General features: G+C 68.4%; 13 protein-coding genes. 2 read left to right on the plus strand and 11 right to left on the minus strand.

Annotation, left to right across the window (positions count from 1 at the left end):
- Positions 1-385 precede the first annotated feature (385 nt).
- Both AB8K43_RS12325 and AB8K43_RS12330 read right to left on the minus strand, forming a co-directional pair.
- Positions 386-1,333 (minus strand): hypothetical protein, encoded by a 948-nt coding sequence (locus AB8K43_RS12325; protein WP_370894507.1) that lies wholly within the window; start codon positions 1,331-1,333, stop codon positions 386-388.
- Between the two features lie 379 nt (positions 1,334-1,712).
- Positions 1,713-2,405: a demethylmenaquinone methyltransferase gene (locus AB8K43_RS12330; RefSeq protein ID WP_370894508.1), complete on the minus strand. Its 693-nt coding sequence runs from the start codon at positions 2,403-2,405 to the stop codon at positions 1,713-1,715.
- 132 nt (positions 2,406-2,537) lie between these two features.
- On the opposite strand from AB8K43_RS12330, the gene AB8K43_RS12335 reads away from it, so the two are divergent.
- Complete coding sequence (locus AB8K43_RS12335; RefSeq protein WP_370894509.1) at positions 2,538-3,830, plus strand: isochorismate synthase MenF; 1,293 nt, start codon at positions 2,538-2,540, stop codon at positions 3,828-3,830.
- Positions 3,831-3,917: 87 nt separating this feature from the next.
- Here the strand turns inward: AB8K43_RS12335 and AB8K43_RS12340 are convergent, their stop codons facing one another.
- The 9 genes from AB8K43_RS12340 to AB8K43_RS12380 all read right to left on the minus strand — a co-directional run bounded on the left by AB8K43_RS12340 (position 3,918) and on the right by AB8K43_RS12380 (position 13,536).
- The gene (locus tag AB8K43_RS12340) at positions 3,918-4,820 is read right to left on the minus strand and encodes a carbohydrate ABC transporter permease (protein ID WP_370894510.1); all 903 of its coding nucleotides are present in this window, start codon (positions 4,818-4,820) and stop codon (positions 3,918-3,920) included.
- Complete coding sequence (locus AB8K43_RS12345) at positions 4,820-5,761, minus strand: carbohydrate ABC transporter permease (RefSeq protein ID WP_370894511.1); 942 nt, start codon at positions 5,759-5,761, stop codon at positions 4,820-4,822. The genes AB8K43_RS12340 and AB8K43_RS12345 overlap by 1 nt, the downstream gene beginning before the upstream one ends.
- A 73-nt stretch (positions 5,762-5,834) precedes the next feature.
- A complete protein-coding gene (locus AB8K43_RS12350; protein ID WP_370894512.1) occupies positions 5,835-7,145 on the minus strand; it encodes an ABC transporter substrate-binding protein in 1,311 nt (436 codons plus the stop codon).
- Between the two features lie 206 nt (positions 7,146-7,351).
- The gene (menD, locus tag AB8K43_RS12355) at positions 7,352-9,082 is read right to left on the minus strand and encodes a 2-succinyl-5-enolpyruvyl-6-hydroxy-3-cyclohexene-1-carboxylic-acid synthase (protein ID WP_370894513.1); all 1,731 of its coding nucleotides are present in this window, start codon (positions 9,080-9,082) and stop codon (positions 7,352-7,354) included.
- Between the two features lie 61 nt (positions 9,083-9,143).
- Positions 9,144-10,688 (minus strand): hypothetical protein, encoded by a 1,545-nt coding sequence (locus tag AB8K43_RS12360; RefSeq protein WP_370894514.1) that lies wholly within the window; start codon positions 10,686-10,688, stop codon positions 9,144-9,146.
- A complete protein-coding gene (locus AB8K43_RS12365; protein ID WP_370894515.1) occupies positions 10,685-11,110 on the minus strand; it encodes a hypothetical protein in 426 nt (141 codons plus the stop codon). The genes AB8K43_RS12360 and AB8K43_RS12365 overlap by 4 nt, the downstream gene beginning before the upstream one ends.
- Positions 11,111-11,198: 88 nt before the next feature.
- Positions 11,199-12,179, minus strand: a complete 981-nt coding sequence (locus AB8K43_RS12370) for an o-succinylbenzoate synthase (RefSeq protein ID WP_370894516.1) — start codon at positions 12,177-12,179, stop codon at positions 11,199-11,201.
- Positions 12,180-12,192: 13 nt separating this feature from the next.
- Complete coding sequence (locus AB8K43_RS12375) at positions 12,193-12,969, minus strand: hypothetical protein (protein ID WP_370894517.1); 777 nt, start codon at positions 12,967-12,969, stop codon at positions 12,193-12,195.
- 162 nt (positions 12,970-13,131) lie between these two features.
- Complete coding sequence (locus AB8K43_RS12380; RefSeq protein WP_370894518.1) at positions 13,132-13,536, minus strand: VOC family protein; 405 nt, start codon at positions 13,534-13,536, stop codon at positions 13,132-13,134.
- Positions 13,537-13,604: 68 nt separating this feature from the next.
- Between AB8K43_RS12380 and AB8K43_RS12385 the strand changes: the two genes are divergently transcribed.
- Positions 13,605-14,438: an oxidoreductase gene (locus AB8K43_RS12385; protein WP_370894519.1), complete on the plus strand. Its 834-nt coding sequence runs from the start codon at positions 13,605-13,607 to the stop codon at positions 14,436-14,438.
- Positions 14,439-14,441: the final 3 nt, after the last annotated feature.

A 14,441-nucleotide genomic window follows, 5' to 3' on the forward strand; every position in this document is an offset into this window, starting at 1 on the left:
GAAGGCTCGCGGTGGCCCGTTGGCGGAGGTGGCACCCCCGCCCCCAACCGTCGGCGAGGGCACCCACCTTGCACTCACCGACACTTCCCCCACCCCCAACCGTCGGCGAGAGCACCCACCTTGCACTCACCGACACTTCCCCCACGCCAGACCCGCCCGACCGGGTGACCCGTCCTGCGAAGGTGCACTCACCGACGCTTCACCTGCCCCGAACCGTCGGCAAGAGCACCCACCTTGCACTCGCCGACGCTTCCCCCACCCCCAACCATCGGGAAGCGCACTGACCTTGCACTCACCGACGCTTCCTCGGCCCCGAACCGTCGGCGAGGGCACCCACCGTGCACTCACCGACAGTTCGCGGGCGCGCGCCACCTTCGGACGACGTTTAGCGGCGGCCCGGGAAGAAGCGGCGCCACCGATCGCTGCGGATCTCGCAGGACATCCCGCGCTCGCGCAGGACGTCGCGGAACCTGCGCAGAGTCTCCCCCGGCTCGACGTAGAGGTCTTCGGACGTCACCACCACATGCCGCCACCCGTCGCGATCCGACTCCTCGCGCCGACGCAGGTCGCGCCGCCATTGGACCGTGCTCTCAGCGTGGTGGCGTCCGTCGTATTCACCGGCGACCTTCACCTCTTCCCAACCCATGTCATGGCGCCGATCCCACGACCCGTCAGCGCGACGAATGATGATGTTCGTCTGCGGCTCCGGCAGTCCGGCGAAGACGAGGAGGAGACGAAGGCGGGTCTCAGGGGGCGAGTCGACGCCGGACCGAGCGAGGCGAGCTGCTTCGAGCGCGTGGCGCCTCCCGCGGCTACGGAGCCCAACCGCTGCGGCGACCAGGTCTGCGGGCGCGACCACCCCTGCGGCGATGAGGCCGTCGGCGAGGACGACCAAGTCGACCAAGCCCAACCGATGCGCACAGTCGGTAAATGCGGTGGCCGGATCACACACCGCCACCCCGTAGCGACGCCGGCGAGCACGCGCCGCGAGTTCATCTCGGATCGTCGCCGATATCCCGTCGGCGCGGACCTGGTGCGGTGCGGCAACGCTCGCCGTGATGGCCTCGTGCCCAGGCACAACCCCACCCCAAAGACGGGCGGCCGTCGGACCATCGATCAGACTCCCTTCGGGCAGGACGGTCAGAGCCGCCCGCGCCCGGAGCGCGAGGTCGATCTGGGAACCGGTTGCCACGTACGCATCCCGGAAGAGGCGCGTGACAAACCGGCAGGTCGTGAGGTCACGCTCCCGGAATCCGAGCCCGAGCAGATCCGAGCGACGGTAGACCCGCCCGACCGTGAGCGCGGGTCGTGGCTTCATGCGCTGCGGTGCCATGCACCTGATCGTCGCGCAGATCCGCTGTCCCGCCCGAAAGTTATCCACAGCCACGTGCTCAGACCCGGCCTGGCAGGGCTCGGGCATCCGCAGATCCCCGCTACGCACCCGTGGCTAACCCAAACGTCGGGAGGGCACGCCACCTTGCACTCACCGACGCTTCAGCCACACGGAAACGTCGGGAAGGCGCCCCACCTTGCACCTACCGACGCTTCAGCGGCGCCGAAACTACGGGAGGGCGCCCCACATTGCGCTGACCGACGCTTCAGGCACACGGAACTGTCGGGCGGGCACACCACCTTGCACTCACCGACGCTTCAGGCACACGGAACTGTCGGGCAGGCGCCCCACCTTGCACTTACCGACGCTTCGGATCCGGTTACGGGTTCGTGGCGTGGTGAAGGGTGACAATCCCGCCGGAGAGGTTGCGCCAGCGAACGTCGGTCCAACCGGCCTCGGCGATGTCCTCGGCGAGTTCCCGCTGAGCAGGCCAGGCCTGGATCGACTCGGCGAGGTAGACGTAGGACTCGGGGTCGGAGCTCACCCGGCGCGCCACCGCCGGTAGCGAGCGCATCAGGTACTCGACGTAGATCTTGCGAAAGAGCGGGTTCGTCGGCTGGCTGAACTCGCAGATCACGAGGCGCCCACCGGGCCGGGTCACGCGCCGGTACTCGCGCAGCGCCGCGGCGTAGTCGCGGACATTGCGTAGCCCGAAGGACATCGTCACCGCATCGAAGGAGTCGTCGGCGAAGGGGAGTTTCGTCGCGTCGGCCGCGGTGCACGGCAGGTCGGGGCGGCGGCGCTTGCCCACCCGCAGCATCCCAAGCGAAAAGTCGGCCGGGACGACGTCGACCCCGGCATCGGCGAAGGGCTCCGAAGAGGTGGCCGTGCCAGCCGCGATATCGAGGACACGCTCTCCTGGCAGGGCATCCACCGCCGCGAGGGTGGCCTTGCGCCACCGACGGTCCTGCCCCAAGGAGAGGACGTCGTTGGTGATGTCATAGCGCTCCGCGACCACGTCGAACATGGCGGCGACGTCGCGCGGATCCTTATCGAGTTGAGCCCTGGCCATGCCCGACATCTTCGCACCCGCCGCGAGCGCAACCGGCATCCGCTCGCCAACGAAGCCGTCTGCCGAGCGCGATCAGACTCACGCCCCCAGGGCACCGCGCCCAGGTGAAGTCGTCGTAGGCTGACCTTCGCCATGACCTCCCCCGCTAGCGCGACTGCACCGGCACTCATCGCCCGCACCGTCGCGATCCCGCTCCCGGTGGCCGCGCACCTCCTCGCGCTGCTCCCGGAGGTCAGCGACCCGGGCGAGTTGTGTTCGTGGGTCCGTCGCGGCGAAGGCCTCGTCGGCTGGGGCCGGACCCTGACGTTCGAAGGGGGCGGCGCTCACCGCTTCGAGGACGCCAACGCGTGGTGGCAACAGATCGCCCGCGACGCGATCGTGCGCGACGAGGTGGTCCAGCCTGGCACCGGACCGGTCGCCTTCGGCTCGATTGCCTACTCGGAGCGCTCCGAGGACCCGTCGGTCCTCGTGGTCCCGGAGGTCGTCGTCGGGCGCCGCGGTCAGAGCGCCTGGATCACCACCATGACCACCGACCCCACGGTGCCCCCCGCCGATGTCGTGCCCGGTCCCGCGCCGTCACCGAGCGCGCCCGACGGAGTGCGCTTCGCCGATGGTGAGCTCTCCGCCGCAGCCTGGGCGGGCGCAGTCCATGAGGCCGTCGCCCGGATCGGCGCTGGCGAACTCGACAAGGTGGTCCTCGCCCGCGCGCTCGATGTCGACGCCGATGCCGCGATCGATCCGCGGTGGATCCTCGGGCGCCTCGCCGAGGACTACGACACGACCTGGGTCTTCGCGGTGGCCGGGCTCGTCGGCGCGACCCCGGAGATGCTCGTCCGGCTCGAGCGTGGCCTCGTCACCTCTCGGGTCCTTGCGGGAACCATTCGCCGCACCGGCGATGACGGTCACGACCTCGCACTCGCCGGATCCCTGGCGCGCTCCAGCAAGGACCTCGAGGAGCACGAGTACGCCGTGCGTTCGGTGGCCGACGCGCTCGCCCCGCACACGTCGTCGATGAACGTGCCGGAAGCCCCCTTCGTCCTTCACCTCAGCAATGTCATGCACCTCGCGACCGATGTCGCGGGCGTCGCGCAGGACAACTCCACCTCCCTCACGCTCGCGGCCTCGCTGCACCCTTCGGCCGCGGTGTGCGGGACCCCGACGCCGGTCGCCGATGCCGTGATCAGCGAACTCGAGCACCTCGACCGCGGGCGCTACGCCGGTCCGGTCGGGTGGATGGACGCAAGCGGCGACGGCGAATGGGGCATCGCCCTGCGGTGTGGCCGATTCACCGGCCCGACCAGCCTGCGCCTCTTCGCCGGCTGCGGCATCGTCGCCGGCTCGATCGCCGAGGATGAGGTCGCCGAGTCCGACGCCAAGCTCTTGCCGATGCGCGACGCGCTCACCGCCGACCACCCCGGTCGCTGACGCGAAGCCGCTGCCGCACGACCGACCGACGAAGAGGGGTGAGCCGGATCCGGCTCACCCCTCTTCGCGGTATCGGTCAGGCCCCGCCTACTTCACCGAGCCCGACATCAGCCCGCCGATGAAATACCGGCCGAGCAGGATGTAGACGAGCAGCGTCGGCAAGGACGCGACCATGACGCCCGCCATGATCATCGGATAGTTCGGGTTCTGACCACCGGCGAGTTCATTGAGCGCGAAGGTGACCGGCCCGTTGTTGCGGTTGGTGAGGAAGAGGGCGAAGAGGAAGTCGTTCCACGCCGAGGTGAACTGCCAGATCAGGGTCACGACGAAGGCCGGGATCGAGATCGGGAGCACGATCGAGCGATAGACCCGCAGCATCCCGGCACCGTCGATCTTGGCCGCCTCGAGGATGTCTCGCGGGACCGCCGTCGCGTAGTAATTGCGGAAGATCAGCGTGCAGATCGGGATGCCGAAGATCGTGTGCACGACGATCAGCTTCACGATCCCCTGGAACCACGGCAGCTGCTGCTCGACGTCGAGCATCATCCCGGTGAGCGGGATCATCACCGCCTGGTACGGGATGAACATGCCGAAGAGGAAGAGGGTGAAGATCACCTGCGACCCCGGGAAGCGCCACCGCGCGAAGACGAAGCCGTTCATCGACCCCAGGATCGAAGACAGCACCGCCGCCGCCACCGCGAGGACCAGCGTGCGGCCCATCGAGGGGGCGAGCCGCTCGATCGCGGCGGACCACCCTTCGGTCGACCACTGCGTCGGCAACGACCACGCCTCGCTCGAACTCACGCCGGCCGCCGGCTTGAAGCTCGTCACGAGTAGCACGTAGAGGGGCATGAGCACGCCGAGAGCGAAGAGGATTAGCAGGGCATAGCGAGTTACTCGCCCCCACCCGCTGCTCCGCGTCCCCGGCGCATACCCGGTCTGCTTGTAGACCTGCGGCTCCGGCGTCACGACATCGGTCGCGGTCGTCATCAGTCGCCCTCACTTTCGGTCTTGTTCGTATAGACGAGGTACGGGATCACGAGCACCGCGACGATGAGCAGCAGGATCGTGGCGTTGACCGCGGCCGCGACCTTGTCTCCCTGGTTGAACATCTGGGTCCACATCAGCGTCGCGGGCACCGAAGCGACATAGGAGTTCGCCCCGGCGATCGCATAGATCAGGTCGAACATCTTCATCGACATGTGCCCGATGATGATCAGCGCGGACAGGGCGATCGGCGAGAGCTGCGGGAAGAGGACGTGGCGATAGATCTGCCACTCGCTCGCCCCATCGATCCGGGCCGCCTCGCGCTGGTCCTCGGAGATCCCGCGGAAGCCCGCGAGGAAGAGGGCCATCACGTAGCCAGACAGCTGCCAGATCGCGGGCATCGCCATCGCGGCCATCGACCAGCGACTATCGGTCGACCACCATTCCGATTGGAGGCCATCGAGGCCCACCATCTGGAAGAGCTTGTTTAACCCCACCGCCTGCTCGCCCTGACCGGGGCTCAGCAGCCAGCGCCAGACGACACCGGCGGCGATGAAGGACACCGCCATCGGGAAGAGGTAGATCGAGCGGAAGACCCCTTCGGCCGTGACCCCCTTCTCGAGCAGCACCGCCCAGAGCAGCCCGAAAAGCATCGTGCCGACGAGGAAGACCACGGTGAGCACGAGGAGATTCCACAGCGCGTGCTGGTAGCCGTCACTGCCGAGCAGCGACGTGTAGTTGGCCAAGCCACCCTCGTTTTGGGTCACCTCGACGACCCGCCCCCCAGAGACCGCCCGCTTGGAGGACGAGGTGAGCGACGTCCAGACGTTTTGCCCGATCAGGCCGTAGACGAAGATCCCGACCAGGACGATTGAGGGCGTGACGAGCAAGAGCCCGGGTAGCCAGTTCTTTTCCCGCTTCAATGCACGGCTCCCTTCACCCATCGGGGGCCCGACCATGGACCGGCTGCGTGAGCGACCGGCCCGGATCAGGCCCCCGAACGGATGTTGTCTTTAACTACTTGACGACGTTCTTGTCCGCGGCGGCGGTGAGGTCCTTCAGGAACCCGTCCGCATCCTTGGTGGAGTAGAACTTCGCGGTCGCCTTGGAGATGTCATCGGTCCACGCGAGCGGAGCAGCAGCGCCGTGCGCGATCGAGGACGCGATGGTGTCACTCTTGAAGGACTCCATGGCGCTCTGCTGGTACTTCGGGAAGTCATCGGCCGGGACATCGGTCCGAGCCGGGATCGAGCCCTTGGCGAGGTTGAAGGCCTTCTGCCCATCGGCGGAGCCGACCAGCATCAGCCAGTCCTTGGTGCCATCGGGGTTCGGCGCGCCCTTCGGCAGGGTGAAGGAGTCCGCGAGGAAGTCGAAGACGCCGTCGGTCCCGGGGACCGGGAAGTAGACGTAGTCCTCGCCGTCCTTGGCGCCCTTCGCCTCGAACTCGGCGACGGCCCAGTCACCCATGACGTTGTAGGCGGCCTTGCCGTCGATCACCATGTTGGTCGCGTCCGGCCAGTCATCGCCGTCGGAGGCCTTGTTGGTGTAGGTCAGCAGGGTCTTGAAGTCGTTGACCGCGGTCTTGACCTCCTCGGAGTCCCACTTCGTCGAGCCGTCGAAGAGGCCCGCGTACTTCTCGGCGCCGAGATCGGCCATCAGGACGGTCTCGAAGAGTTGCACCTGGGTCCACGTGCCGCCGATCGACAGCGGGGTGTTGACGCCGGACTTCTTGACCTTGTCCATATCGGCGATCCACCCCTTGATGTCCTTGGGGGTCTCGCTGATCCCGGCCTTGTCGAGGACCTTCGGGTTCGCCCAGACGACATTGGCGCGGTGGATATTGGAGGGGACCGAGTAGATGTTGCCGTCGACCGTGAGGCGATCGAGGAGGTCCTTCGGGAAGACCTTCTCGCCGCCGAGGGCGTTGATGACGTCGTTAACCGGCTCGATCTGGGGCGGGTCGGCGAGGATGTAGTCGGTCAGTTCGGCGCCCGCGTGACCCTGGAAGGATCCGGGTGGGTTGCCATTGGCAAGGTCGGACGCGAGCTTCGCCTTGGCGTTGCTGCCAGCGCCGCCCGCGACGGCGAGGTTAACGAACTTGTCGTTCGGGTACTGCTTTTCGAACTCCGAAACGAGCGCGTCGAGGCCCTTCTTCTCCGAGCCTTCCGCCCACCAGGTGAAGACCCCGACGTCGCCGCCGGCCCCACCCTCCTTCGGCGTGTAGGCGCCGGTCGAGCCCGCGGAGGCGTCGCCGCTGCTGTCGGAGCTGTTGCCGGATCCGCACGCCGCGAGACCCAGAGCGGCAACCGCCGCCAGGGCCACGGACATCGTTGTCCTGTGCATATTTCGCATGTCCCTTCTAAACCGATGTCAGGCCCTCACGAGGTGCTTGACCCGACGTCATTGACAGGCGCAGGGGAGCGCACTGATCCCGAGTATGCCCCCGCTGGTTAACCGGTCGGTCACGAGGTCCCCCGAATGGGAGCCGATCGTAACCGCCATCTCACCATGTGGACGAAGGGGGCGAGATCTGCTCACGACGCGGACAGCGCGCCCGCAACTTTGCCGCGGCTGTCTTCGGAGACCGCACGACGTCCGCTCAGGTCCAGCGGAATCCGCAGAATCTTCAGCCCTCGCGGCGGTGCGGCGATCTCGCGAGCCAAGACGTCGAGGCCCTCGACCGTGGCGCACGGGTACCCATGGGCCCGGCAGAGCGTCTCGATATCTACTCCGCTCGGCGTCGCGAAGACGCGGTCGAAGTGGGCCGCCCGCTCGGGCTCCCCGTATTCGAGGGTCGCGAAGATGCCCCCGCCGTGGTCGTCGACGACCACGATCGTGAGGTCCGGGGTCGGCTCGCCGGGACCGATCGTGAGGCCCCCCGAATCATGGACAAAGGTGAGGTCTCCGACGAGGGCGTAGGTCGGCGTATCCGGATCGCTCAACGCCAGTCCGACCGCCGTCGAGACGCAACCATCGATCCCCGCGAGTCCACGGCTGGCGATGACCCGACTCCCGACCGGGGTGCGCGCGACTCCGAGATGGTGATCGCGGGCGGCGCTCGACGACCCAAGGAAAAGCGTCGACCCCTTTGGCATCGCCTCGCTCACCGCGCGCGCGATGGCTGGTCCGGTCACGATGGTCTCGTTGGCCGTCAGAGCTCTCGCGATCTGCTCACCGGCGTCGACCCAGGCGCTGGCGAAGGGGGTGAGCTCGCGCTTCCCCTCGGTCTGGAGCGCACGGATCGGGTGGACCGCGGTCGCGACATGACCGGGGTCCGTCCACTCCGGTTCGGCGGTCACCACGTCGACGTCCAGGCCGGGTCTGCGGAGCAGCGCACCGACGCTGCGCGTCAGGGTGGGCCGGCCAATCACGATGACCCGCTGGGGCGCATGGGCGTCGAGCCATCGCGTCGCCGTCAGGATCATGCTGCCGTGTGGGAGCACGGTGTCCGGGGAGTCGCTGGGGCCCGCAAGGTCCCCCATCGGCTCGGTGACGGTGGGGAGCCGGTTGGCCCGTACCCAGCGCAGGGCGCGCTCGCGGGCTTCATCGTCGGGAAGATCACCGATGACGGCGATCGTGTCCCGCTCGTCGAGGGTTAGCGGTGATCCCGTGGCCCATCGATCGGCGGGATGCTCGAAGACGGCAACCTTGGGCGAGGAGGTCTCCCTTGCCCCGGCCGACTCCTTCCCCTCGACGTCGTCGGCGCCTGGCAGTGGTGGGGTGAGCGGATCACGGAAGGGGACGTTGAGGTGGACCGGTCCAGGGTGGCCCGTGAAAATACCCATCGCACCGACCCAGGCACGTGCCGCGGTGGAGCGCCACGAGGCGTCCTCACCATCGCGGCCCTCCGGCGTGCCGAGCTCACCGGACCATCGGATCGACGAACCGAAGAGCCCCGGCTGCACCGTTGTCTGGTTGGCGCCGGTGCCCCGCAGCTCAGGCGGGCGATCGGCGCTCAAGACGATCATGGGCACCTGCGCGTGGTGCGCTTCGAGTACAGCGGGATGCAGGTTGGCGACGGCGGTGCCGCTGGTGGTGATGATGACGGCGGGTCGGCGGGACACCTTCGCGAGCCCGAGCGCGAGGAAGCCGGCCGAGCGTTCGTCCACCCGCACGTGCATCCGAAGGCGCCCCTGTCGGTCCAGTTCGGCTGCGGCATAGGCCAAGGGGGCCGACCGGGACCCTGGACAGATCGCCACCTCCCGCAGACCGAGGCGCGTCAACTCAGTGAGGAGTGCTCGGGCGCAGGCGGTGGAGGGATTCACGTCCCCGATCGTGCCAGAGGTCTGCGGACACTCCCTTCCACCGACCCCCGGATCTCGCCCGTCATGGCGGCTCGCGAGCCAAGCGGTAGTCGACGACGACCACCCCCTCGCGCGTCCCCTCGCGGTCAAGGAAGGGCTCGATCTCCGCGAGCCAGGTGGCGACCGACGGGTGCTGTTGGTGTTCGGCGAGGGCCGCCGTCTCGCCATAGCGACTTCCGTCATGCGCACCCGTCGATCGGCCGTGCTGACCCAACTCATCGGCGAGATCACGCCGCACCGTCACCCAATTCGGCCGGTCCGGGTTGTCCTCGCCGTCGAGGCGAGGCACGAGATCTTGCTCGTGCTCAAGACTGAGGACATGGATCTCCGGCGGGAGACCGCTCCGCCCGATCGGGGCGCCCGAAGTGATGATGTGTCTCAACCCCGCGTGCCGCGCCCGGAACTCCGGCTGGGCCGCGAGCGCTGCCGCGGTGATCCCGCCCTGGCTATGCCCCGACAGCAGGACTCGATCGCGTCGGCGGGCGTCGGCCGGCCCGCCGACCCGGGACTTGGCATCGCTGAGGGCGCGCTCGACCCCCGCCATCGTGGCGGTCGTGAGGCCGGCTTCAAGGCGCACATTGCTCGTGGAGTCCCACGGGTTGTCCCCGGCGAAGGGCGTGAAGTCCTGAGTCCCCGGGATGTCGACGATCCAGCCCCATGACCCATCGGCTTGGGGCACACCGATCACCCGGACGTCGCGCCCTCCCGACGCGCGTCCGTCATCTGCCACCAGATCCGCGAGGTCTTGAGGGGCGCTCGCGCCCACCACACGGCGGGGCTTCACCCGAATCCCGCGGCCGCCCTCATCGAGCGCGGTCCCCGCGGCGATCGCGAGGACGACCTGCAGCGCCTCCTCTTGGCTGTGCGGTGGGTACGGCGTGCCAGCGCGAAGCGACCGCCACCTCAACCACCAGCCGATCGGAGCCACGCCGTCCCCGACTCCGAGGATTAGACCGTCGAGGCTCTCCGCGGCGTGGTCGGTGAGCCAGGGGTGATCGAAGAGCCACCGGTCGAGTGACGTCCCCGCCTGCTCGCTCAAGCGTCCGCCGATCTCGGATCGCTGCCGGAACGCCGTCAGCGTGAGATGGCGTGTGCTCGGATGGGCGAGCGTGGCCGCCCCCGCGATCAGAGCGCTCGGAGTCGATAAGGCCACCCCCGCGATGATCGCGGTGCCGACATAGCGGCCAAGGAGGTAGCCGGCCAGATGGTCGGCTCCATTGATGAGCGCCTCTGCAGCCCGTTCGGCCTTGCGGTAGGCCGTGGTCGCGGCTCGGACCGCCACACCGAGTCCCTCGGTCTGCGTTGCGGCCCCAAGCAAACCCGTCGGGCCAGCGAGCGTGAGCAACTCGGCATGGACGCGCGCAGCGCCGAGCGGGGCAAGCACTCCGGCGGCGAGGAGATCGGGGCTCGCGGCGAGTCGGCTGACGTCTGCTGCCAGGCCAGCGAGTCGCCGAGCGACCTCGCCCAGCGTGCGACCGGCGGCGTCAACCTCGGTGAGCACCGCCGCCACGCCGTCGCTACCGCCGACCACGACCAGCGGCTCCTCGCCGTCCGGCCCGCGGGTCACCAGAGCCCCTTGGACCGCACGCGTCGATAGCGATCAAGCACTCCGCGCGCTCGCAGCAGTCGGCGGTGGACGATCCCCAGCCGTTCCTCCACCTCGTCAGCGACCGACCCGGCCGCGCCTCCGGCTTCGCGTGCCAGGGCTTCGAGGTCGCGCTGAGTCTCGCGGACCCGAGCGACCACGATGGCCAAGGTGCGCGACGCCTCTTCCTCGAGGGCGTCGACCTCACGAGCGAGGCCAGCCGCTGCGTCCGCGAGATCTCGGACCTGACGAACCCGCTGGCGGAGTTGCTCGCGGTAGAGCTCGGCTGCCGGCGAGTGCCATCGCACCTGCTGGAGCGTTGCCAACGCACCGGCCAAGGTCACGGCGTCGGCGCTGATGCTCCGCAGCCGGCCGCTGATGCCCGTAAGGTCGATCGGATCCACCGCTCCACGGTCGCCCGCACGGTCGATCAGTCACCCAGCCGAGGCGCTCGCGGTGGATAAGGGCGACCACCACAGCCGGGCCTGTGGATCAGGAGGGCAGGTACTCCCACATCGCGGTCAGCCGGTCGCGCCACCACTGCACGCGCTCGGCCGGAGCCGCCCAGCGCGCGAGATGTTCCGGATCTGCGTCGACCGGTGTCACTGGCAGCTCGCCCCCCTTCGGCACGAAGGGGGTGGCGGCACTGTCGCCACCGAGCAGGCCGACGGTGCCCAGCCCACAGGCGTAGGGCAGCTCCGGCAACGCGGCGGCCAGGGCGACGCCGGCGCGGATCCCGACGCTCGTCTCCAGGGCCGAGGACACGACGGCGGGCAGCCCGCTTGCGTCGACGATCTCCAGGGCGCGGCGCACCCCGCCGAGCGGAGCGACCTTGACCACCACGAGATCGGCAGCGTCCTCGCGCGCAACCCGCAGCGGGTCCTCGGCCTTGCGGATGGATTCGTCGGCGGCGATCGGCACGTCCAACCCGTCGCGGGCAAGTGCGCGCCGCAGCGTCGCGAGTTCGGGGACGGTGGCGCAGGGCTGCTCGACATACTCCAGCCCGAAGGGGGCGAGCGCCGTAATTGCCTCGCGGGCCTGAGTGACCGACCAGCCACCGTTGGCGTCCAGGCGCACCTTCCCGCCTTCGCCAAGGCAATCACGCACGGCCGCAACGCGGTCCACGTCGTCGGAGAGGTGTTGACCGCGCTCGGCGACCTTGATCTTGGCGGTGGTGCTGCCATCGAAGCGGGCAAGCACGCCGGCGACCGCGGGGGCGGCGACTGCGGGCACGGTCGCGTTGACCGGCACGTGGTCGCGGACCGCTCCGGGCCAGCCCTGCCAGGCGGCTTCGAGCGCGGCGGCGAGCCAGCGAGCGGACTCCTCGGGGCCGTACTCGAGGAAGGGAGACACCTCACCCCAGCCGACCGGCCCCTCGATCAGGGCGCACTCCCGCTCGGTAATGCCGCGGAAGCGGACCCGCATCGGCACCCGGACCACGTGCAGGTGCGCGAGTGCCTCCTTTAGGTCCACGTGTTCACGACCCCTAACGGATCCACCAGTTCCCGGCTCCCTGCTGTTGCAGCGTGGTCCCGTCGGAGAGGGTCACCGAGATGTCAGCCCTCACATGGAAGTTCCTATCGGCGCTGCCGGGTTCGATCGCAAGCACATCGCTGTACGTCACCACATAGGGCAGCGTTGTCATCGGATTCGACAGGTTCTGCCCCCCGATCCTGCTGGTGTCGACGCTGCGACATACCTGAGGCGTCGGCTCGCCCTCGATGACGTTGGTTTTGGTCGGGTTGAGATCCCACGAGAAGGTCATCGACCACGACCACGGCGCAACGAACGTCGTGCCGGCTGATTGGGTATAGACGACATTCGCCAGGTTGTTCGCCGAGGTGGCCGCGAGGTTATTGACCGGTGTCTTCGACGGACCAGACCATCCGGGGGTGTCGCCCGGGCCTTGGTCTTGCAGCGCGGGAACGCTTGCCGTTTGGTTGCCAAGGTAGAAGATGCCCGGTCCCCGGCTCGTCTGCCCGTTGCGGCGCTCCACGTAGTAGGTGATCTTCGCCGACTGGACATCGACACTCTGGTGCAGACCGCGCACCAAGATGTAGGTGCGTTCGAGCGTCAGCACCTGATTGGTGGGCGTATCGCGACCCTGCACCCACGTGCCCCAGTTGTACTTCACCTGGGAGTTCAGCCCGATCTGCGGGATGCATCTGCTGGCAGCAAACGCCGGAGCCGCGGCACCGACCGCGATGACCGGCACGGACCACGCAAGGCCGGTGGTGAGGCGTCGACGACTGACGTCGGCCATAGATGTATTACCCCTCGTTGTCAGCGGCAGGTCCCGTTGCGGCGCCCCAGCGAGCCGGACAACGACCACCTGCAGTGGTGGTGGCTTCCCCGGCCACCAAACCATCTAGCGTACCCGAGCCCGAGGACTGCCCCCTGATGACCAGCGCGTCGATGCGCCCGGTCATCGATCGCGAGACGACAGCACGCAGAACTCATTGCCCTCCGGGTCGGCCAGGACCGTCCAGGTGACGTCCTCGCGCTGCCCGACGTCGACCCGGGTCGCCCCGCGATCCACCAAGCGCTGGATACTCGCCTCACGGTCGTCACTGATGTGGGGAGCTAAATCGATGTGGAGCCGGTTCTTCACGGTCTTGGCCTCCGGGACCAGCACAAACACCATGCCTGGCCCTTGGCGCCGCCAGAGGTCGGGGTCGTCGATGATGCCACCGTCAACATCTCGGGGCACGATCGCTGCTTCGTCCTCGTCCTCGTAGATCAGTTGCCAGTCCAGGGTTTCGGCCCACCACCTCGCCAGCATCGCGATATCGCTCGCATCGACGACGACCGAGTACCAACGCAGAGCCATGGCGCTCCCTTCGACCATCTGATCCGGACGTGGTCATCACCGTAGCGGGCATAAGCGATAGTGGAGCGATGAAGACCTCGCCTGTCATCGTCATCACCGGCGCCTCCTCCGGGATTGGGGAAGGCGCGGCCGTGGCACTCGCCGAGCGCGGCGCCACGGTGATCGGCGCCGCACGACGCACCGACCGGCTCCACGGGCTCGTCCCGAAGGGGGTTCAGCCGCACGTCCTCGATGTGACCGACGATGAGTCGATGGTGACGCTCGTCGATGCGGTGCTTGCCGAGCATGGCCGGATCGATGTCCTGGTCAACAACGCGGGGTACTCCGTCTTCGGGGCGGTCGAGGATGTTCCGATGGAGGTGGCCCGGCGCCAGCTCGAGGTCAACGTCATCGGGCTCGCCCGGATGAGCCAGCTCGTCCTGCCGCACATGAGGGCCGCCGGCGCCGGGCGGATTATCAACATCGCCTCGGTGGCCGGGCACGTCAGCGAACCGCTCGGAGGCTGGTACCACGCCACGAAGTACGCCGTCGAGGGTCTTTCTGATGCGATGCGGATGGAGCTGGCGCCGCACGGCGTGAAGGTCAGCATCATCGAACCCGGCGCGATCAAGACCGAGTTCGGAGGAATCGCATCGCAGAGCCTCGCCACCTACTCCGGCGAGGGCGCCTACGCCGCGCAGGCCCGTCGGCTGGCGAAGACGCACGAAGAGATGTTCGGCTCCCAGGCGGCGGATGTCTCGGTGGTGGTGGACGCGATTGTCCATGCCGCCACGGCGTCCCGGCCGAAGGTGCGCTATCAGGTGCCGCTCAGCGCGAAGGCGGTCGTCGCGGCGGCCCGGTTCGTCCCCGCGCCGGTCATGGACGCCGCTATGGGGCGGATGTTCGGCACGAACCGCCTCTGAGCG

It is taken from the genome of Janibacter sp. GXQ6167, from assembly GCF_041365945.1.
Taxonomy (GTDB): Bacteria; Actinomycetota; Actinomycetes; order Actinomycetales; family Dermatophilaceae; genus JBGFSK01.